Origin of the sequence: Streptomyces blattellae (assembly GCF_009709555.1) — a bacterium.
GTDB classification, from domain to species: domain Bacteria; phylum Actinomycetota; class Actinomycetes; order Streptomycetales; family Streptomycetaceae; genus Streptomyces; species Streptomyces blattellae.
On record NZ_WJBG01000111.1, the window covers coordinates 123,490 to 144,575 of the forward strand.

Consider the following 21,086-nt stretch of genomic DNA (forward strand, 5'->3'; position numbering starts at 1 on the left):
GACCGTGACCGAGCACGTCGACCGGAGCGAGCCGGAGACTGTCGCCGCCCCGGCGGTGGCCGCCGCCGTCACCCCCGCCGACGCCGCCGACGCGGCCCGGCTTGTCGCCTTCGGACTGCAGCCCAAACTCCAGCCCGTGCGTGACCAGGAGTACGCCGAGTTGCTGCGGCGCTATCGGGAGGATCCGCCGTTCGCCCGGCTCTCCGATGCCGTCGCCGCCGGGCTCGGGCTGGTCGTGCTGGAAGTGTCGCCGCGTGCCGGAATGGCTGTCACCGCTGCCGAGGACTCGGTGTTCGCCGTGCGGATGGGCGACTACGCGCGGCGGACGTCCGCCGACGGCGGGGACCGGTTCTTGCACGGGCTGGCCCATCTTGCCGTTGCCGCGATGGCGTTTCCGCGTCCCGAGGATCTGGCCGATGACGGGTACATCGGGCGGATCACGGTCAACGGCGTCGATGCCTTTGTGCGGCAGGCCTGTCGGCGGCTGGAGGAGCGGTCCGAGGAGCGGGGGGAGAACACCGATCCGGCCACCGACGCGCCCGGGCTGGAGGCCGCCTGGCGGATCTGGGTGAGACGGAGTGCTACGGGCGCCACCAAGGACGCGCGGAGACTGGCCGGTTCGACGACCGGCATCATCGGCAAGGCCGTCGCCTTCCTGACCGACTCCGGCTTCCTGCAGCGCACGGGCGACGACAACGGCGGGACGTACCGGACGACGGCCCGGTATCAGCTCCAGGTGCGCGACATGGCGGGCAGTGCGGCCATGGCCGAGCTGCTGGAACTGGGCGTGGTGCCGGTCACCGACGGGACGCCGACGCTGTTGCCCGCCGAGGAGTCCGACGACCTGGAGCTGGTGGCCGACGCCGGGCTGCCGTTCCACTCCTGACCGCCTCAACTGCCTTCACGACTACGAGAGTCCGCCATGTACGAGCTGTCCCGGGTCCGCCTCTACTCCATCGGTCCGGCCGGTGCGCGCTACGCCGACACCGTGCTCGACCTGCGGGGAGTCGGGGAGCCCGTGCCCGACCCCGCGCCCACGCAGGCGGAGTTCTTCGAGGAGGAGCCCGTCGGCCCGCCGCATCGGCCCGCGCCCGCCGGTGTGCTCTTCCTGGAGAACGGCGGCGGCAAGTCCGTTCTGCTGAAGCTGATCTTCTCGGTGATGCTGCCGGGTCACCGGAACACGCTGGGTGGCGCCAGCTCAGGTGTGCTGCGCAAGTTCCTGCTCGCCGACGACTGCGGGCATGTGGCGCTGGAGTGGCAGCACGTGCTGACGGGCGAGTGCGTCGTCGTCGGCAAGGTGAGCGAGTGGCGCGGGCGGCAGGTCTCCAACGATCCGCGGAAGTTCGCCGAGGCCTGGTACTCGTTCCGGCCGGGGCCCGGGCTGAGCCTGGACAATCTGCCCGTCGCCGAGTCCACCGCGGTACGGCCACCCGTCGAGGGCACGTCCGGTGCGCAGGGACGGCGGCGCACCATGAAGGGCTTCCGGGACGCCCTCACCGAGGCGGGCAAGGCGTATCCGCATCTGGAGGTGCACTGGGAGGAGATCCACGACCGGTGGATCGAGCATCTCGGCGACCTCGGCCTCGACCCCGAACTCTTCCGCTACCAGCGGGAGATGAACGCCGACGAGGGTGAGGCCGCCGGTCTGTTCGCGGTGAAGAAGGACTCCGACTTCACCGACCTGCTGCTGCGCGCGGTGACCGACACCCGGGACACCGACGGTCTCGCCGACCTGGTCGGCGGCTTCGGCAACAAACTGGGGCGACGCGCCGAGCTGATCGCCGAACGGGACTTCACCGCCGGGTCGGTCGACCTGCTGGGGCGGATCGTCGAGGCCGCCGAGGCGCGGGTACGCGCGCGTGACATCCATGCCGGTGCCGAGCGGCGGACCCGGACCCTGGCCCGGCGGCTGTCGGCGCGTGGTGCGCAGGAGCGGCTGCGCGCCGGCGACCTCGCCCGGCGGGTCACCGACGCAGCGTGCGCCGTGACCCACGCGGAGGGCGCACGGGAGCGCAACGCGCTGATCGCCGCCGAACTCGCCTACCGGCACGCCTCGTTGGCGCTCGCCGGCGCCGAGAAGTCGGCGGCAGCGCTGAAGCGGGAGCTTGCCGACGCGCGGACCCTGCACTCCGCCTGGCAGGCCGCCGAGGCCGTGCTGCGTCACCGCGCCGCCGCCGACCGGGTCGCCCGCGTCGCCGCCGCCATCCAGGAGGCCGAGCGCGACGCGGCCCCAGCGCTGGCCGCGCGCGCCAAGGCCGCCGTCGATCTCGTACGGGCACTGCACACGGCCGCGGACAGCGCCGAAGTCCTGGCCAACGAGGGGGAGGAGCGGTCCGCCGCGCTCCAGGAGGTCAGCGAGTCCGCCTACCGGGACTCCACCGCCGCCGCCACGGAGGCCCAGCGCGCCCGCAGCGAGGCCGGGCATCTGCGGCAGCGGCTGGCCGAGGTCGAGCAGGAGACCGCTCAGGCCGTACGGGCGGGCTGGCTCGACGACAGCGCGCCCGACGCCGACCCCGCGCGGGCCGCGCTAGCCGCCAGCGACGCCGAGAAGACGGCGGTCGCCGCCTGGGACACCGCGCGCGAGGCATCCCACAGGGCCACCGAGCACGCCCGGGAAGCGGCTTCGGCCGAGTCCCGTGCGGAACTCACCGCGGCCCGCGCGGCGGACGCGGCCACTGCTGCGGCACGGGCGTATGAGGCGGAACGCCGCCTCGCTGAGGGGCTCGCGGGGGAGGAACGGCTGGCCGAGCTGCTGAGCCTGACCGGCGTCTCCGGGCCGAGGGGCGCGGTGCCGGGGCCCCGGACGGGCGAGGAAGGCCCGGCGGGGCGTGAGCGCTCCGACACGGCCGGCACTGGCGGGCCCGCGCGGACCGGGAGCGGCGCGTCCGGTGAAGGCGACGGTGCCGACGCAGGCGTCGGCGGCGCTTCGTGGGTTGCGCGCGGTGCGTCTGGCCGGGGGCCTGGTGCTGGGTCCGGGGTCGGTGGGGATTCCCGGGTCGGTGGTGGGGTGTCTGGTCGGGGTCGTGGTGCTGGGTCCGGGGTCGGTGGGGATTCCCGGGTCGGTGGTGGGGTGTCTGGTCGGGGTCGTGGTGCCGGGGCCGATGTCGGCGGTGATATCCGTGCCGGCAGTGACGCGTCTGCCGGCGCCGGCGGTAGCCCGCATGACGGGGCTGCGCGCGCGACTGACGGCGACGCTGCCGACCTGCGCTCCCGCAGCCTGCTGTCACCGCGTCCCCTCACCCTAGGCCTCCTCACCCCCGAAGAACTCGACCGCTGCGCCGACGACCTCCGCCACCTCCTCGACGACACCGTCTCCTCCGCCGAGCGGCAGTTGTTCGAACTGCGGACCGCTGCCGCGGACGACGCCCGGATCCTGGGCGCGCTCGGTGACGGAGGGCTGTTGCCGCCCGGGCCCGACGTGCTGGCCACCGTGGAGTTCCTCGGTGAGCACGGCATCCCTGCGCTGCCCGGGTGGCGGTATCTCGCGCAGGCCGTCGATCCCGCCGATCACGCGCGCGTGCTGGCCGCCCGGCCGGAGCTGGTCGACGGAGTGATCATCACCGACCCCGACACGCACGCTCGTGCACGGGAGGCGCTGAGCGAGGCAGCCCTGCTGCCGCGGTCCGCCGTCGCGGTCGGTACCGCGGCCGCCCTGCTCGCGCCGACCCCGGTCCCCGACGCGAGCAGCGGCGACGTCTTCCTCGTACCGCCGAACCCCGCCATGCACGACGAGCACGCCGCCGACGAGGAACGGCAGGCGCTGCGGGCGCGGGCGGCCGAGCGGGACGAGGAGATCCGGACGCTCGCGGCACGGCTCGGCAAGGACCGGGAGCTTGCCGCGCGGCTCGCGTCCTGGCGTACGGGCTGCCCGGCCGGACGGCTGGTCGAGCTGGCCCAGGCGGCCCGGGAGACGCACGCCTTCGCCGAGGAGGCCGAGGCCGGGTTGGCCGAGGCGCGCGCCGTCCGGGCGGAGGCCGACGAAGCCGCCGCCGAGGCCACGCGGGTACGGGACGAGCGGCAGGAGGGCGCCCAGCGGGCCCGCCGCTCCGCCGACGCCCTCGCCGGGCTCGCCTTCCGGCTGCGTGAACGGTCCGGCTGGCAGGTGAAACTGCGCGAACTCGCCGACGACGCCACCGAGTCGGAGGCCCGCGCCCAGGCCTGCCTGGAGCGCGCCCGCGCCGCCGACGAGGACCGGCGGGCCGCCCAGCGCGCCGCCGACGACGCCCGCCGCACCGCCCGTGCGCTGCGTGCCGAGCGCGCCGAGATCGCGGGCGCCCCCGACGACGTACCGCAAGCCGACACGCAAGCGACGTCGTCCCTTCCGGCCCTCCGCGAGGCCTATCGCGCCGCCTCGCAGGTATACGAGAAGGTCGGGGTCGGCGCCGATCTACGCGCCGAGCAGGCCCGCGCGGAGAGCGACGAGAGCGCGGCGCGGGCCGAACTCGACCGGCTCAGCAACAAGGTCCGCACGCGCGCGGAGCAGCTGCTCCAGTCCCCGGACGGCTCCGACGGGCCCTCCCGGCAGGCCGCCGCCGCCCGTGCCGAGGAGCTGGTGCAGCTCCTGGAGACCAGGATGTCGAGCGCGAGCGAACAGCTCGGGCGGCTGCGTGGCGAGGCAGAGCGGCACGCGCCCGAGGACGGCGAGGCGCACACCGAGCTGCCCGAGGAGCTGGTGCCCCGGGACGCCGAGCACGCGCAGACCCTGCTGCGGACCGCCACGGCCGAACTCGCCTCTCGCGCCGAGGCGTTGAGCCAGTCCCGGGAGGCGCATGCCGAACTCCTCGACGATCACCGGGCCGCGGAGGACGCGGCCGGCGGTTTCGACGAGATCGCCGCGATGCTGCGTGACCTGCTGCGCGAGCACACCTCGGACGAGGAGCAGGAGGAGCCGGAGCCGTATCCCGGCAGCCTGGACGAGGCGCGGCAGTCCGGCGCCGAGGCACGGCGCTCCCTGCGCGGCTGCGCCGCCGACCTGTCCGCCGCCGAGTCCGCCGTACGCGAGGCGAGCGATGTGCTCGTACGGCATGCCAACTCCACGCGGTACGAGCAGGTACGGACGCCGGCGCGGCAGCAGATCCGGGAACTGCCCGCGGCCGCGCTGCCCGAGCATGCGCAGAAGTGGGCGGACGCGTTCGCGCCCCGACTGCGGGTGCTCACCGATGAGCTGGCGCAGTTGGAGCGGAACCGGGACTCGATCGTGGACCGGCTGCGCGGGCTGGTCGAGTCGGCGCTGGCGACCCTGCGGTCCGCCCAGCGGCTGTCCCGGCTGCCCGAGGGGCTGGGGGAGTGGTCCGGGCAGGAGTTCCTGCGGATCCGCTTCGAGGAGCCCGATCAGGTCACGCTCACCGAGCGGCTCGGCGAGGTCGTCGACGAGGCGACGCGGGCCGCGGTGAAGAAGAACTCCGATCTGCGGCGGGACGGGATGTCCTTGCTGCTGCGGGGAGTTGCGGCGGCGCTGCAGCCCAAGGGTGTGGCCGTCGAGATCCTCAAGCCGGACGCGGTGCTTCGTGCGGAGCGGGTGCCGGTGGGGCAGATGGGGGACGTGTTCTCGGGTGGACAACTGCTCACTGCGGCCATCGCCCTGTACTGCACGATGGCCGCGCTCAGAAGCAACGACCGGGGTCGTGACAAGCACCGGCACGCGGGCACCCTGTTCCTGGACAACCCGATCGGACGCGCCAACGCCACGTATCTGCTGGAGCTTCAGCGCGCCGTGTCGGATGCGCTCGGTGTCCAGCTCCTTTACACCACCGGCCTGTTCGACACGACGGCACTCGCCGAGTTCCCGCTGGTCATCCGGCTGCGCAACGACGCGGATCTGCGAGCCGGGCTCAAGTACATCAGCGTGGAGGAGCACCTTCGGCCGGGGCTCCCGCAGGAGCCCCGGGCCGGAGAGACGGTGCACAGTGAGATCACGGCGACACGGATGTTCAAGCGGCCCGCCGCCTCGGCCTGAAGGGCGTCCTCGACAGGCCGGCACACGTCTCGCCGATCACCATCGTCGTGCTGCTCGGACCACCGTCACCAGATCGTCCTGGGTACGGGATCTCAGTCGGCCGCCGGGGCGGCGAGGGGACCGGTCGCCGGTTCGGAGTCCAGCCGGTGTTCGGCGAGCACTCCGGTCCTGTGCCGCTGGATGAACCAGTAGTAGGCGAAGCCGCCGCCCATGATCACGCCGACGAAGAGCACGGCGCCCCACTGGAGATACCAGTGGAAGGGGGCGGTGGCGTTGTAGACGGAGGCCCGCGGCCAGATCAGGTTGATCGTCATGCCCAGGCCCCACAGCACGGCGACGATGTTGACGAGCAGCCCCCAGCGGCCCAGCGAGAACTTGCCGTCACCCGCGGGCTGCCACCTGCCGCGCAGCCGCGCCACCAGCATCGGCGCGGTGACGCCCAGGTAGGCGAGGTAGATCATGATGATGCCGATGCTGGTGACGACCGTGAAGATCTGCGGCTGGCGGATGTTCACGACCAGGATCGCCAGCGCCAGAATGCCGATGATCACGGTCGGCAGGACCGGGGTCTGGAAGCGCGGGTGACACTTGGCCAGCCGTGAGGACGCGGGCAGGTTGTTGTCGCGGGCCATGGCGAACGCCAGCCGCACCGCCGCCGTGTGCACCGCCAGGGCGCAGACGGTGACCGCGATCAGCACGCACCACAGCATCGCCTTGCCGGCCGTCGACCCGAGCACGTCCAGTACGACGTACTGCAGACCGTCCGTGGACAGCTGGTCGCCCTGCAGGCTGGAGACGCTCATCAGCGCCAGCAGCAGGATCAGGCCGCCGAGGACGAAGGACGCGACGATCGCCCGGATGATCGCCCGCGGGGCGTTGCGAGTCGGGTCCAGGGACTCCTCGCCCAGCGAGGCGGCCGTGTCGAAGCCGTACATCACATACGCCGACGCCAGCGACGCCACCAGGAACGCGCCGAGGTAGCCGGCACCGTAGCCCGCGCCCGTGCCGTTGGTCTCCATGACCACCTGCGGCCCGCGGGTGATGTGCACGGCGAACAGGACGATGAGTACGACGGTGGCGATCAGCTCGATGAACACGCCCGCCGTGTTGATGTTGGCCATCAGCTTCACGCCGAAGGCGTTCACCAGCGTGGTGAACAGGATCAGCACCGTGGCCAGGACGACCGCGTTGGTCGCCACGTCGTACTTGCCCGTGCCGTCGCCGACGATCTGGAACACATCGGAGATCTGCGGCAGCGTCAGCTGATAGGCGAGTGCCACGGCCGCGATGGACACGATCGAGGCGATCAGCATCATCCAGCCCGCCAGCCAGCCCAGGTGCGGGTTGCCTATCTTCTTCGACCAGTTGTAGACGGAGCCCGCGACGGGATAGCGGGCGGCCAGCTCGGCGAAGCAGAGGGCGACCATGAACTGGCCGACGAAGACCATCGGCCACGACCACCAGTAGGCGGGGCCGCCGCTGCCGTAGCCGAAGTAGAACAGCTGGAACGTGCCGGTCAGGATGGAGATGTAGCTGATGCCGGCGGCGAAGGTGTGGAAGTTGCCGAGCGTGCGCTTGAGTTCGGGTTTGTAGCCGAACTCGGCCAGTTCGGCGTCGTCCTGGTGGTCGGCCGGCTGCTGACTTGTGGTCATGAGCGGACTCCTGGTGGGCAGGGGAACGGGGAGAGCGGCTCTTGCGGGTGCCTGGATCAGGGACGGTTGACGAGCCTGCTGTTACCCGGGAGTCAGGCGAACCACCCCTGTGGAGCGGGATTGGTGTTGCGCCAGATGTGCTTGGGCTCGCGGTACTCGGCCAGACCCGCCGGCCCCAGCTCGCGGCCGAAGCCGGACTGCTTGAATCCGCCCCACTCCGCCTGGGGCACGTAGGGGTGGTAGTCGTTGATCCAGACGGTGCCGATCCGCAGTCGCCCCGCGACCCGTGCCGCCCTGGCCTCGTCACTCGTCCAGACGGCCCCCGCCAGGCCGTAGATCGTGTTGTTGGCGAGCCGCACCGCCTCGTCCTCGCTGCTGAAACGCTCGACGGTGAGGACCGGTCCGAAGGACTCGTCCTGTACGACGGACATGCCGGCCGTGCGCTCGTCGAGCACGGTGGGCAGGTAGTAGAAGCCGTCGGCGAAGCCCGCGCCGTCGGGGCGCGCGCCGCCGCAGCGCAGGACCGCGCCCTCCTCCAGGCCCTTGGCGACGTAGGCCTCGACCTTCGTGCGGTGTGCCTGCGAGATCAGCGGCCCGGTCTGCGCCCGCTCGTCGAACGGTCCCCCGAGCCGGATTTCCGACGCCCGCCGTACGACCTCGTCGACGAACCGGTCGTGCAGCGAGTCCTCGACCAGCAGCCGGGCGCCCGCCGAGCAGACCTGCCCGGAGTGCAGGAACACCGCGGTCAACGCCATGTCGACGGCCGTGTCGAAGTCGGCGTCCGCGAAGACGACGTTGGGATTCTTGCCGCCCAGTTCGAGGGCGACCTTCTTCACCGTGCCGGCCGCGGCGGCCATGAGCCGGCGCCCGGTCTGCAGTCCGCCCGTGAAGGAGACGAGGTCCACGTCCGGGTGGTCGCTCAGCGGGGCACCCGCCTCGGGACCGGCGCCCAGGATCAGGTTGGCGACGCCCGCGGGCACGCCTGCCTCCTCCAGCAGCCGCATCAGGTGAATGGCGGTGTGTGGAGTCAGCTCGCTGGGCTTGAGGATGAAGGTGTTGCCCGCCGCCAGGGCAGGCGCGACCTTCCAGGCGGTCTGGAGGAGCGGGTAGTTCCAGGGCGTGATCAGTGCGCACACGCCGACCGGCTCGTACACGACCCGGCTGTCCACGCCCTCCGTGCCCGTGTCGACGACCCGGCCCGTCTCGCTCGCTGCCGTACGGCCGAAGTAGCGGAAGCAGTTGGCGATGTCGTCGATGTCGTACGCGCTCTCGACCAGCCGCTTCCCGGTGTCCAGCGATTCGGCGCGGGCGAGCGCGTCCTTGTCCCGCAGCAGCAGGTCGGCGACGCGCAGCAGCAGATCACCGCGCTGGTCGGGGGCGGTGTGCGGCCAGGGTCCGTCGTCGAAGGCGCGGCGGGCGGCGGCGATCGCCTCGACGGTGTCCTTGCCACCGGCCTCGTCCACCACCCCGACGAGCGATCCGTCCGCCGGACAGCGGATCTCGCGCGTGCCCTCGTCGACCGCGCTTCGCCACTCGCCGTCGATGAACAGATCCGGCATGGCCGCCTCCCAGCTGATGAAGGACCCACTCGTGGAAGATCCCGAAGCGGTGCTCGTTCGAAACCAGCACACCACCCTTCCGGTACGCCCGCGATGCCATCGCCGGCTGTGTCCGTTCACACGCTGCAGAATCCCGCGCGTTCACCCGGCGGAACAGCTCCACTGACGTCGACATGTCCGCCCCCGACTCGGCGAGTTCTCGACGATCAGCTTCCCGCTCGGCCGCCACCTCGCGGCCGTGGCGCCGGTGAGGACGGGGCGCTGCTCACAGGACCACCACCGAGCGACGCAGCTCGCCCTGGTGCGTCTTGGCGGGCGCCTGTTCCCTCTGGTCGAGGGCGACGGTTTCCGTGACGAAGGCGCTGGTGTCGTGAGGACGGAGGCCGGGTCCGGATGACCGAAAGTCAACTCGCGGACGGTGCACCGGCCGAGGGCGGCTTCCGGGTGGCGCATGAGCGGGACGGCCGTACGGGCGCGATGGTTTCCGCGGACCGACCACGCCCCTTCATACGGGCGTGCCGGGAACACGCCCTTCAAGCGGGCGTGCCGGGAACACGTACACGGGGACCCGACCCCCGGCTGCCCCACTCCGGCTCGCACCGGGCACCGCCCGCGAAGGCTCAGGGGTGGGACAGCTGACCGGTGCCGCTGCGGTTCCGTATCTGCTCCTGGGTGCGGTCGGTGGTCCGTGCCTGCCGCCGGGCCCGGCGCCGCTCGCGCCGCAGGGCCCGCGCGGTGCTGCTCGGGATCGACACGACGCCGTCGCGCTGATTCCACACCTGGCGGGTCACCCACACATCCAGCGCGGCCCAGGTGGCGACCACCGTGCTGGCCACGCTGCTGAGGATCATGGGGAACGCCAGCCACGAGCCGGTCAGCGTGCACAGGAAGGCCACCATCGCCTGGATCAGTGTCACGGCGATGATGAGCACCGCGCGCACCGCCGCCGTCCGCACCGGATCCGGCAGCCGACGGCGCTGCGCGGGCTCCTCCACCCACAACGGCCGGTAATACGGCTGAGCGTCCCGCTCGTCCGCCGTCTCGCTGCCGGTTGCCGGAATGTCGCGATCCCGTGCCTCAGGGATCCGCTGCGCCGACGCGTGCGCCGCCACACCGTCACCGGGCGCCTCGCGCCGCTCAGCCGTGCCCATCACCGTGTCACTCCCCACCGCCGACAGAACCGCTCGTCCGTGTCCGAAGACCTGGCTCCCCAGTGGCTGCCCGGCTTGCGCTGTTTTACGCCGCCCAGGTGCGGGATGCGGCTCCTGTGGCCGATTCCGCCCCCAATTCCTGACAGAAGGACGAACGGCACGCCTCGAAGATTCCCAACGAACGTAAAATTCCGGCCAACCGGCCCTGGAAACGGCCGGATTGTTCACGACGGCGACCGCAGGACGGGGGAGGCAATCTCCCGCAATGACCGGACAACTCCCCACGACCCGTCACTGTTGCGGACCTTCAGCTTCCGGACGCTTCTTCGAGTTACACATGCGTCAGTAGTAGGCTCGCGGCGTTTGTTGACGTACATGTGTACCCCCGGCCGGCGGGGGTCGTGCTGGGGGAGGCCATGCGCTTTCGCGGGAACTCGATCCGCCGGAAGATCGTGGCGCTGCTTCTCGTGCCGCTGGTGTCCCTGACGGCGATCTGGGGCTTCGCCACGGTACTCACCGGACGTGAGGTGGGCCAGCTGTTCAACGTGTCGGAGGTCGTCGAGAACATCGGCTACCCGACCGAGGACACCGTCCGGGTGCTCCAGCAGGAACGCCGCCAGACCCTCGTCTATCTCGCCGACCCGCGCGCCTCCGACGGGCTCGCCGCGCTGCGCCGCAGCCGGACCGCCACCGACGAGGCCGTCGCCGAGATCCGCAAGAACTCCCAGGACGCCGACGTACGCGACGCGCTGGGGCAGCGTACGGGCGAGCGGTTGACCACACTCCTGGACGCCCTCGACGGCATCGGGTCCCTGCGCCGCAGCGTCGAGGACGGCACCGTCAACCGCGCCCAGGCCTTCAACCTCTACAACCGGCTCGTCGACCCCTGCTACGTCCTGCTCACCAACCTCCACGTCGTGGACGACGTGGACCTGGACAAGCAGTACCGGGCCCTCGTCAACCTCGCCCGGGCCCGCGAACTGCTCTCCCGCGAGGACGCCCTCCTCGGGTCCGCGCTGATCGTCGGCAGGATCACCCGCGGCGAGTCCCGGGACATCGCCGGCCTCGTGGCCCAGCGCACGCTGTTGTACGACGTCAACCTGCCGCTGCTGCCCTCCTCGGAGCGCGACCGCTACGAGCGTTTCTGGAAGAACGCCGCCAGCGCCCCGCTGCGCGTGGCCGAAGAATCCGTCGGCTCCTCCTCCGGCACCGGCACGCCCAGCGACGTCACCGCACAGAGCTGGGACACCGCCGCCGGCGATGTGCTCGATGAACTCGCCACCCTCAACGACCAGGCGCACGACCGCTATCAGGACCGGGTGCGCCCGGTCGCGATCGGCGTCATCGCCCAGGCCGCCATCGCCGGCGTCCTCGGCCTGATCGCGCTGCTCCTCTCGCTCTTCCTGTCCGTGCGCGTCGGCCGCACCCTCATCCGCGACCTGCGGCAACTGCGCCTGGAGGCGCATGAGGCGTCCGGCGTACGCCTGCCCAGCGTGATGCGCCGCCTCTCGGTCGGCGAACAGGTCGACGTGGAGACGGAGGTCCCGCGCCTGGAGTACGACAAGAACGAGATCGGCGAGGTCGGTCAAGCCCTCAACACCCTGCAGCGAGCCGCCGTCGAGGCCGCCGTCAAACAGGCCGAACTGCGTGCCGGGGTCTCCGAGGTCTTCGTGAACCTCGCCCGGCGCAGCCAGGTACTGCTGCACAAGCAGCTCACCCTGCTCGACACCATGGAGCGCAGGACCGAGGACACCGAGGAACTCGCCGACCTCTTCCGGCTCGACCACCTCACCACCCGCATGCGCCGGCATGCCGAGGGCCTGGTGATCCTGTCCGGCGCCGCGCCCTCCCGGCAGTGGCGCAAGCCCGTCCAGCTCATGGACGTCGTACGCGCCGCAGTCGCCGAGGTGGAGGACTACGAGCGTATCGAGGTGCGCCGACTGCCCCGGGTCGCCGTCACTGGCCCGGCCGTCGCGGACCTCACCCATCTCGTCGCCGAACTCCTGGAGAACGCCACGGTGTTCTCCCCGCCGCACACCGCCGTCCAGGTTCTCGGCGAACGCGTCGCCAACGGCTTCACCCTTGAGATCCACGACCGCGGCCTCGGCATGGCCGCCGACGCGCTCCTGGACGCCAACCTCCGGCTCGCCGAGACACCCGAGTTCGAGCTGTCCGACACCGACCGGCTGGGCCTGTTCGTGGTCAGCCGGCTCGCCCAGCGGCAGAACGTACGCGTCTCCCTCCAGCCCTCCCCGTACGGCGGCACCACCGCGGTCGTCTTCATCCCCGACGCGCTGCTGACGGACGACGTCCCGGACACCAACGGCCTCGGCTTCCGCCTCGACCGGGACCGTCCGTCCAAGGAGGCCGAGCTGGAGGAGAGCCGCCGCGCCGCGCTCTCCCAGGTGCCCGTACAGCTCCCCGGTCTGCCGCCCGTCCTCCTGGACGGGCCGGTCGAACTTGAGGCCCCCGTCGACCTGGACGCCCTGAACGACTTCCGGGGCGGTTTCGGCGACGAGGACAGCGAACGCGGGGGACTCTTCCGGCCCCGCGGCCCCGCCTCGGCGGGTCTCCCCGGTGAACAGCACCATCCCGCCGACCCCGGTGCGGACGACCGTCCGGGCACGCCGGTCCCGCTGCCCCGCCGCGGCGCCCCCAAGCTGGTCAGCTCGCACGGACGTCCGGTCACCGAGGAACAGCGGCCCCGGCGCGAGGACGAGGACTCCGCAGACTCGCCCCCCGCCCTCCCGAAGCGCACACGGCGTGCCGCCATCGCGTCGGCGGCACAAGAGGCCAGACACCAGTCGCAACCGGAATCCGGACCGGAGACCCGGCACGAGGGCAGGCTGGAATCCGGTCCGGAGAGTCGTCGCGAAGGCTGGCTGGAAACCGGTCCGCAGAGCCGTCACGAAGGCCGGCTGGAGTCCGGTCCGCAGAGTCGAGGCGAAGGCCGGCTGGAAACCGGTCCGGAGACCAGACACGAGCGCAGACCGGAAATCCGCGTGGGCGCCGGACACGAGCCCGGTCGGGACGGCCACGCGGCGCAGACCGCCGGCTCGGGCACGGCGCCCCTGCCCCGCCGCGTCCGCCAGGCCAACTTGGCCCCGCAGCTCAAAATCTCTGCCGAGCAGCGCACCGAGCAGCGGGCGGAGCCCGCTGAACGGGACGCCGACGAGGTACGCAGCCGTATGGCCTCGCTCCAGCGCGGCTGGCAGCGCGGCCGTCAAGAGAACGCCGCGGGCGACAATGGCCCCAGCGGCACAGCACCACAACGAACGACTAAGGGGGACGGTCGATGACCGCACCGAAGGTGACCGGCCACGGCGACACAGGCAGGACAGGCGAGCTGAACTGGCTCTTGGACGACCTGGTGGACCGCGTCGCGAGCATCCGCAAGGCCGTCGTGCTCTCCGGCGACGGCCTTGCGACGGGGGCGTCCAAGGACCTGACCCGGGAGGACAGCGAGCATCTGGCCGCCGTCGCCTCCGGCTTCCACAGCCTCGCCAAGGGGGTGGGCCGGCACTTCGAGGCGGGCAGCGTCCGGCAGACGGTCGTCGAGCTGGACGAGGCCTTCCTGTTCGTGACGGCCGCCGGCGACGGCAGCTGCCTCGCCGTCCTCTCGGACGCGGACTCCGACGTCGGTCAGGTCGCCTACGAGATGACGCTCCTCGTGAAGCGGGTCGGCGTACATCTGGGTGCCGCTCCACGTACAGATCTGCCTGCGGGCGGGTAGTGGGATGACATGAGCGGAGACGGTCAGGGAAGAAGCCACTGGTTCGACGACGAGGCCGGACCGGTCGTCCGTCCGTACGCCATGACACGCGGCCGCACCAGCCATGCGGGCCAGCACCGCCTGGACCTGATCGCGGTGGTCGTCACGGAACCCCACGCGGACGACTCGGAAGCCGACCAGGCGCTGTCTCCGGAGCATGTGGACATCGTCGGCCTGTGCCGTGACGCGCCGCAGTCGGTCGCCGAGCTGGCCTCCGAACTCGACCTGCCCATCGGCGTCGTACGCGTCCTCATCGGTGACCTCGTGGACGAGGAACTCGTCCACGTGAATCGCCCGGTACCGCCCGCGGAGCTGCCGGACGAGAGCGTGCTGCGTGATGTGATCAACGGGCTCCGGGCCCTGTGACCACCGGTCCGATCGACCGGCCCGCCCATCCGGGCGGCTCCTCCGCGAGCGCCGCGAGGCGCTCGCGGATCTCGGGCGGGAACGGCACGTCGCGGCCCGCCCCCTGATCTACGTGCAGCATCAGCAGCTCAATCGTTGCGACCGGGTCGGGCTCCGCTCGCGGCCCTTCGACGACGTACATCTCATGTGTGAACCGCGCCTTCTTCCCGGCTGCGCCCAGCACGCGCGTGTGGACGGCGAGTTGGGAGCCCTCCAATACCTCCCGCAGGTAGCGGACGTGTGACTCGGCCGTGTAGAGCGAGCAGCAGGTGCGCTCGCGGTACGCGGCGTCCAGACCTGTACGCTCCATCAGCTCGTCCGTCGCGAAGCCGAAGACGAGGACGTAGTACGCCTCGCTCAGATGCCCGTTGTAGTCGATCCACTCGGGGCGCGCGGTCTCCCGGAACAGTGGCAGGCTCACTCGGCACCGGTCCCGGGCAGACGGCGGGTGGCGCGCAGGACGTCCATGACGCCCCGGTCCTGTTCGCCGACGAGATCGGCGATCGTACGGTGCTCTGCGACGTCGTCGCAGCCGGCCACCACCGCGCCGTGGAGAGCCGTGTCCAGCCCAGGTGCCTCCAAGCGGGTCCACGGGGACTTCAGGGACGGTCCGAAGTGGTCGAGCATATGGGCCATGCCGCCCTCGCCGCCCGTGAGTGCGAAGGCGGGCATCGGGCCCATCACCGCCCAGCGCCGGCCCGGCCTTTCGGTGACGGACAGGTCTGTCTCGCGCGCCGTCGCCTCGCCGTTGGACACCATGTTCAGCAGCAACTCCTCGACATGCGGCAGCCGTTCGAGGCAACCGACGGGTCCGTCCCGGTCGCCTTGATGCGCTCGACAACCTCGCGAGTCGTGGGAGGGCACGCCGGTCTCCGGGGCGCGGGCATGGACGTGCACGGCGGCGGCACCGGTCTCGGCGGCGCAGGTGATGATGACGTCCTGGTTCATGATCGCGCTGGTTCCTCTCTGAGCCGCTGGTCTCCCACCGGGTCTGAGCTGCGGGTCTCCCACTGGGCTGAGATGAAGCAATGAACCGCCGGAGTGCTCGCATTGTGAGCCTTCATCGCGGACTACGAACATGCGCTGCGGTGCGGCGGCACGTCAAGAGCGCCGAACCTCAGCGGTCCTCCACACCTAAGTCCCTCAGCTGCCCTCAGCTCCCCAGTTCCTCAGCCGCCCTACGTACCTACGTCCTACGTCCGAGCAGCCGCCGCGATCTCCTCCGCCGCCGCCCGCGCCAGCGCCCCCAGGTCCGCGAACCGCGCCTCGGTCACCCGGTCCTGCGGCCCCCAGATGCCGACCACGGCGAACGGCTCGCCGCGGCTGCCGAGCACCGGCGCGGACACCCCGTGCAGATTCCGCTCCGTCTCACCCGCGCAGACGCTGTATCCGCGCTCCCGCGTCCGCGCGAACTCCTCCCACAACCGCCCCCGGTCGGTGACGGTCGTGCCGGTGAACGCGGTCAGCGGCTCTGCGAGCAGCGACTCCGCTTCCTCCTTCGGCAACCAGGCCAGCAGCGCCTTGCCCGTGGACGTGGCGTGCAGCGGCACCTGCCGTCCCAGCCACTTGGCGCTCAGGACCACCGGCGGGGTCACTTCGTCGATGTACGTCAGCCCGAGCTGCTGTACGACGGCGAGGTTGGCGGTCTCTCCGGTCTGCTCGCTGACCCGGCGAAGCGTGCCGTGTGCGCGCCGGATCAGCCCGTCGAAGCCCGCCGCCGATGCCATCCGAGCGACTGCGAAACCGATGGTGTACCGATTGCCGACGGGGTCGCGCTCCACCAGGCCGTACCGCTCCAGCGTGGACAGCAGCCGCCATGCCGTGGCCCGGTTGAGCCCGCACTGCGCCGCCAGGTTCGAGGCCGTGTCGCCGCCCGGCGCACTGTCTGCGGTCGCCTGGAGCAGCGCGATCGCCCGTTCCAGGGATTGGACCCTGCCCGACGATCCGCCCGCCTCGACGGCCGGGGCGGACTCGCTGTCGCCAGGGGTTCGCCGGGGGTCCGGCATTCGCATCTTCCCGGGCTCCTTGACGGCTGGTGGGATCGGCCCCTTCACTTACGTGACTATCGCTCCCCATATTCGCACTATCCGTGCCGTCATCGCGTAATGCGAACGACATTCACCGTTGTCCCCAACGCCTCTCATTCGGCTGCGGGCATTCGAACTCACCAGGACGCCAAGGCGGAACCGCGAGGCTTCGCCGAGAGGCGCCGCCCGCTGCGGACAGAGCACGGACGCGGCCCTCCCGATATGATCTGACTGATCGTCGACGACCCTCGGCAACTCGTTCGCAACCGGGCTGCCGACGGGGTTCCGAGCAGCGCGATCGGGGAGACACACGTGACGACGGGCTGGCAGTTCTGGGTCGACCGAGGCGGCACCTTCACGGACATCGTCGCGCGACGCCCCGACGGCCGGCTCCTCACCCACAAGCTCCTTTCCGACAACCCCGCGCGCTATGCCGATGCGGCAGTCGCCGGCGTACGCGAACTGCTGGACGGCTCCCACGCCCCTGTCGAGGCTGTCCGGATGGGGACGACCGTCGCCACGAACGCCCTCCTGGAACGCAAGGGCGAGCGCACCCTCCTGGTCATCACCCGTGGCTTCCGCGACGCCCTCCGGATCGCTTACCAGAACCGTCCTCGCATCTTCGCCCGCCGTATCGAACTCCCCGAACTGCTCTATGAGCGGGTCGTCGAGGTCGACGAGCGCATCGCCGCCGACGGCACCGTCCTGCGCGCGCCCGACCTGGACGCCCTGGCCGTGCCTCTCCAGGAGGCGTACGACGACGGGATCCGGGCCGTGGCGGTGGTCTGCATGCACAGTCACCTCCACCCCGCCCACGAACAGGCCGCCGGCGAGCTGGCCACCCGTATCGGCTTCCCGCAGATCTCGCTGTCCAGCGAGGTCAGCCCGCTGATGAAGCTCGTCCCGCGCGGGGACACCGCCGTCGTCGACGCCTACCTGTCGCCCGTGCTGCGGCGCTACGTCCAGCATGTCGCCGACGAACTCGAAGGCGTGCGGCTGATGTTCATGCAGTCCAACGGCGGGCTCGCGGAAGCCGGGCAGTTCCGCGGGAAGGACGCCATCCTGTCCGGGCCCGCCGGCGGCATCGTCGGCATGGCCCGCATGTCGCAACTGGCCGGCTTCGACCAGGTCATCGGCTTCGACATGGGCGGCACATCCACGGACGTCTCGCACTTCGCGGGCGAGTACGAACGCGTCTTCAGCACGCAGATCGCCGGAGTCCGGCTGCGCGCTCCCATGCTGGACATCCACACCGTCGCGGCCGGCGGCGGCTCGGTCCTCCACTTCGACGGTTCCCGCTACCGCGTAGGGCCGGACTCGGCGGGAGCGGACCCGGGGCCTGCCTGCTACCGGGGTGGCGGCCCGCTTGCCGTGACCGACGCCAATGTCATGCTCGGCCGCATCCAACCCGCCCATTTCCCCAAGGTGTTCGGCCCCGACGGCGATCAGCCCCTGGACGACGCGCTCGTCCGCGACCGGTTCGCCGCCCTCGCCCGTGAGATCCGGGAGCAGACCGGCGACGACCGCACACCGGAGCAGGTCGCCGAAGGCTACCTGCAGATCGCCGTCGCCAACATCGCCAACGCGGTCAAGCGGATCTCCGTCCAGAAGGGCCACGACGTCACCCGCTACGCCCTCACCACCTTCGGTGGTGCGGGAGGCCAGCACGCGTGCATGGTCGCCGACTCGCTCGGCATCCGCACCGTCCTCGTGCCGCCCATGGCCGGTGTGCTCTCCGCGCTCGGCATCGGGCTCGCCGACACCACCGCCATGCGCGAGCAGTCCGTCGAGGCACCCTTGGAGCCCGCCTCGATGCCAGCCGTCCTCAAGACCGCCGACGACCTGGAGAGCGCCGCCCGCGCCGAACTCCTCGCCGAGGACATTCCCGAGGACCGCATCCGGATCACCCGACGTGCCCAGCTCCGCTACGACGGCACCGACACCACCCTCACCGTCGAGCTCACCGAGCCCGACACCATGCGGCACGCCTTCGAAGAACGTCATCGCGCCACGTACTCCTTCACGCTCGACCGCCCGGTCGTCGTCGAAGCCCTCTCCGTGGAAGCCACCGGCATCACCGAACCCCCCGATCTCTCCGCTCTCGCCCCGTTCGCAGCCGCCCCTGACGGCCGATCCGCCGTGCCGGACACCGTCCGCCTCCACACGGGCGGCGCCTGGCGCGACGTACCCCTCCACCGCCGCGAGGATCTGCCCCCCGGCGAAACCGTCACCGGCCCCGCGATCATCACCGAAGCCAGTGCGACGACCGTCGTCGATGACGGCTGGCGGGCCGCGACGACCGACGACGGGCATCTGGTCATGGAACGCGCGGCGATTACGCAGAGTTCCGATCTCGGCACAAAGGCTGATCCCGTTCTGCTGGAGGTCTTCAACAACCTCTTTATGTCCATCGCCGAACAGATGGGTGCCCGGCTGGAGTCCACCGCCCAGTCCGTCAACATCAAGGAGCGCCTGGACTTCTCCTGCGCCCTCTTCGACCCGGACGGAAACCTGGTGGCCAACGCCCCGCACATCCCCGTCCACCTGGGCTCGATGGGCACCAGCGTCAAGGAGGTCATCCGGCGGCGCGGCTCCGGGATGTGCCCCGGCGACACCTACGCCGTCAACGACCCGTACCACGGCGGCACCCACCTCCCCGACGTCACCGTGATCACCCCGGTCTTCGACACCGAGGACACGGAACGTAACCGGATCCTCTTCTACGTCGCCTCCCGCGGCCACCACGCCGAGATCGGCGGCATCGCGCCCGGTTCCATGCCGGCCAACAGCCGCACCATCGAAGAGGAGGGGATCCTCTTCGACAACTGGCTGCTTGCCGAAGCGGGCCGCTTCCGCGAGGCGGAGACGCTGCGCCTCCTCACCGAGGCGCGCTATCCCTCCCGCAACCCGAAGACCAATCTCGCCGACCTGCGCGCCCAGATCGCCGCCAACCAGAAGGGCGTCGACGAAGTCGCCCGCATGATCGAGAACTTCGGCCTCGACGTCGTCCAGGCGTACATGCGGCACGTGCAGGACAACGCGGAGGAAGCCGTGCGCCGCGTCATCGACGCGCTGGACGACGGCGCGTACGCCTACGAGACCGACTCAGGCGCCGTCATCCGGGTCAGCGTGCGCGTCGACCGCGAAAACCGCTCCGCGACGGTCGACTTCACGGGGACCTCATCCCAGCTGGCCTCCAACTTCAACGCCCCCCTCGCGGTCGTCAACGCGGCAGTGCTCTACGTCTTCCGCACCTTGGTCGCCGACGACATCCCCCTCAACGACGGCTGTCTGCGCCCCCTCGACATCGTGGTCCCGTCCGGCTCGATGCTCGCCCCAGAGCCGCCCGCCGCCGTGGTCGCCGGCAACGTGGAGACCTCGCAGGCGATCACCGGCGCGCTCTATGCCGCACTCGGCGTCCAGGCCGAAGGCTCCGGCACGATGAACAACGTGACCTTCGGCAACGAACGGCACCAGTACTACGAGACCGTCGCCTCCGGATCCGGCGCGGGCGAGGGCTTTCCGGGCACGCCCGTCGTGCAGACCCATATGACCAACTCACGGCTCACCGACCCGGAAGTCCTGGAGTGGCGACTGCCGGTCCACATCGAGGAGTTCGCCGTCCGGCGCGGCAGCGGCGGCGCCGGACGCTGGCGCGGCGGTGACGGAGCCGTGCGCCGTATCCGGTTCCACGAGCTGATGACCGTCTCCACTCTCTCCCAGCACCGCAGGGTCCCGCCGTACGGCATGGCGGGCGGCGAACCGGGCGCACTGGGCGCCAACCGTGTCGAGCGCGCGGACGGTACGGTCAGCGCACTGGGCGCAAGCGATGCGACGGACGTCGTCCCCGGCGACGTACTCGTCGTCGAAACTCCAGGTGGCGGTGGTTACGGACCGCCGTCCCCCGACCCCCATCAAGCAGGAGAAGAGACCGATGATCTTCGGGCGTTCTGAGCGCGGCAAGCTTCCGGTCGAGCCCGTCACGCTCAAGATCCTGGTGGCCGGCGGATTCGGCGTGGGCAAGACCACCCTTGTCGGCGCGGTCAGCGAGATCAGGCCGCTGCGCACCGAGGAACTGCTCACCGAGGCCGGGCGCCCGGTCGACGACACGAGTGGCGTGGAAGGCAAGCACACCACCACCGTCGCGATGGACTTCGGGCGCATCACGTTGCGCGAGGACCTGGTCCTGTATCTCTTCGGCACGCCCGGTCAGGAGCGGTTCTGGTTCATGTGGGACGAGCTCTCCGAGGGCGCGCTCGGTGCCGTCGTCCTCGCCGACACCCGGCGCCTGGAGGACTCCTTCGCCGCCGTCGACTACTTCGAGCGGCGCTCCATACCCTTCGTCGTCGGCGTCAACTGCTTCGAGGGAGCCGCCCGTTATCCGGTGGACGACGTACGCCAGGCACTCGACCTCGACAGCCATGTACCGCTGCTCCTGACCGACGCCCGGGACCGGGAGTCGGTCAAAGAGGTCCTCATCGGCGTGGTCGAGCACGCCATGGCGTACGCGGCGGAGCGCCGCCAGACCGTCACCACCTGACACGCGCGCGTGGCCCGTACCCCC

The 21,086-nt window shown here is 71.1% G+C and carries 12 protein-coding genes and 2 pseudogenes; 7 read left to right on the forward strand and 7 right to left on the reverse strand.

What is annotated here, in order from left to right; genetic code table 11:
* Positions 1 to 4: 4 nt before the first annotated feature.
* Both GFH49_RS04855 and GFH49_RS04860 read left to right on the forward strand, forming a co-directional pair.
* Positions 5 to 886, forward strand: coding sequence for a hypothetical protein (locus GFH49_RS04855; RefSeq protein WP_155054496.1), 882 nt, complete (start codon positions 5 to 7; stop codon positions 884 to 886).
* A 36-nt stretch (positions 887 to 922) separates the two neighbouring features.
* Complete coding sequence (locus tag GFH49_RS04860; protein ID WP_155054497.1) at positions 923 to 5,956, forward strand: hypothetical protein; 5,034 nt, start codon at positions 923 to 925, stop codon at positions 5,954 to 5,956.
* A gap of 92 nt (positions 5,957 to 6,048) precedes the next feature.
* On the opposite strand, the gene GFH49_RS04865 is transcribed toward GFH49_RS04860, so the two are convergent.
* The 4 genes and pseudogenes from GFH49_RS04865 to GFH49_RS04880 all read right to left on the reverse strand — a co-directional run bounded on the left by GFH49_RS04865 (position 6,049) and on the right by GFH49_RS04880 (position 10,318).
* Positions 6,049 to 7,608: an APC family permease gene (locus tag GFH49_RS04865; protein WP_155054498.1), complete on the reverse strand. Its 1,560-nt coding sequence runs from the start codon at positions 7,606 to 7,608 to the stop codon at positions 6,049 to 6,051.
* A gap of 92 nt (positions 7,609 to 7,700) precedes the next feature.
* Positions 7,701 to 9,167 carry an aldehyde dehydrogenase family protein gene (locus GFH49_RS04870; RefSeq protein WP_155054499.1) on the reverse strand — a complete coding sequence of 489 codons (1,467 nt, stop codon included), beginning with the start codon at positions 9,165 to 9,167 and terminating at the stop codon, positions 7,701 to 7,703.
* 1 nt (position 9,168) lies between these two features.
* Positions 9,169 to 9,366 (reverse strand): annotated as a pseudogene (locus tag GFH49_RS04875) (SRPBCC family protein); the annotation flags it as partial.
* Positions 9,367 to 9,787: 421 nt separating this feature from the next.
* Entirely contained in the window at positions 9,788 to 10,318 is a 531-nt protein-coding gene (locus tag GFH49_RS04880) for a hypothetical protein (protein WP_155054500.1), read from the reverse strand.
* A gap of 416 nt (positions 10,319 to 10,734) precedes the next feature.
* Here GFH49_RS04880 and GFH49_RS04885 point away from each other — a divergent pair, with 416 nt between their 5' ends.
* From GFH49_RS04885 to GFH49_RS04895, 3 genes are read left to right on the forward strand one after another with little or no spacing between them, the layout of a single operon-like run.
* Entirely contained in the window at positions 10,735 to 13,617 is a 2,883-nt protein-coding gene (locus GFH49_RS04885; protein WP_155054501.1) for a nitrate- and nitrite sensing domain-containing protein, read from the forward strand.
* Positions 13,614 to 14,051 carry a roadblock/LC7 domain-containing protein gene (locus GFH49_RS04890; RefSeq protein ID WP_155054502.1) on the forward strand — a complete coding sequence of 146 codons (438 nt, stop codon included), beginning with the start codon at positions 13,614 to 13,616 and terminating at the stop codon, positions 14,049 to 14,051. The genes GFH49_RS04885 and GFH49_RS04890 overlap by 4 nt, the downstream gene beginning before the upstream one ends.
* Before the next feature lie 9 nt (positions 14,052 to 14,060).
* On the forward strand, positions 14,061 to 14,456 hold the full coding sequence (locus GFH49_RS04895) for a DUF742 domain-containing protein (RefSeq protein ID WP_155054503.1): 396 nt from the start codon (positions 14,061 to 14,063) through the stop codon (positions 14,454 to 14,456).
* On the opposite strand, the gene GFH49_RS04900 is transcribed toward GFH49_RS04895, so the two are convergent.
* The 3 genes and pseudogenes from GFH49_RS04900 to GFH49_RS04910 all read right to left on the reverse strand — a co-directional run bounded on the left by GFH49_RS04900 (position 14,434) and on the right by GFH49_RS04910 (position 16,507).
* The gene (locus GFH49_RS04900) at positions 14,434 to 14,916 is read right to left on the reverse strand and encodes a thioesterase family protein (protein ID WP_155054504.1); all 483 of its coding nucleotides are present in this window, start codon (positions 14,914 to 14,916) and stop codon (positions 14,434 to 14,436) included. The two genes, GFH49_RS04895 and GFH49_RS04900, sit on opposite strands and share 23 nt — an antisense overlap.
* Positions 14,913 to 15,260 (reverse strand): annotated as a pseudogene (locus GFH49_RS04905) (L-carnitine dehydrogenase); the annotation flags it as partial. The gene GFH49_RS04900 and the pseudogene GFH49_RS04905, both read right to left, overlap by 4 nt.
* A gap of 428 nt (positions 15,261 to 15,688) precedes the next feature.
* Positions 15,689 to 16,507, reverse strand: coding sequence for an IclR family transcriptional regulator (locus GFH49_RS04910; RefSeq protein WP_230396164.1), 819 nt, complete (start codon positions 16,505 to 16,507; stop codon positions 15,689 to 15,691).
* Between the two features lie 327 nt (positions 16,508 to 16,834).
* On the opposite strand from GFH49_RS04910, the gene GFH49_RS04915 reads away from it, so the two are divergent.
* Together GFH49_RS04915 and GFH49_RS04920 are read left to right on the forward strand one after the other, a co-directional pair.
* Positions 16,835 to 20,476: a hydantoinase B/oxoprolinase family protein gene (locus GFH49_RS04915; RefSeq protein WP_155054505.1), complete on the forward strand. Its 3,642-nt coding sequence runs from the start codon at positions 16,835 to 16,837 to the stop codon at positions 20,474 to 20,476.
* Positions 20,457 to 21,062 (forward strand): GTP-binding protein, encoded by a 606-nt coding sequence (locus tag GFH49_RS04920; protein WP_155054506.1) that lies wholly within the window; start codon positions 20,457 to 20,459, stop codon positions 21,060 to 21,062. Before GFH49_RS04915 ends, GFH49_RS04920 begins: the two co-directional genes overlap by 20 nt.
* Positions 21,063 to 21,086: the final 24 nt, after the last annotated feature.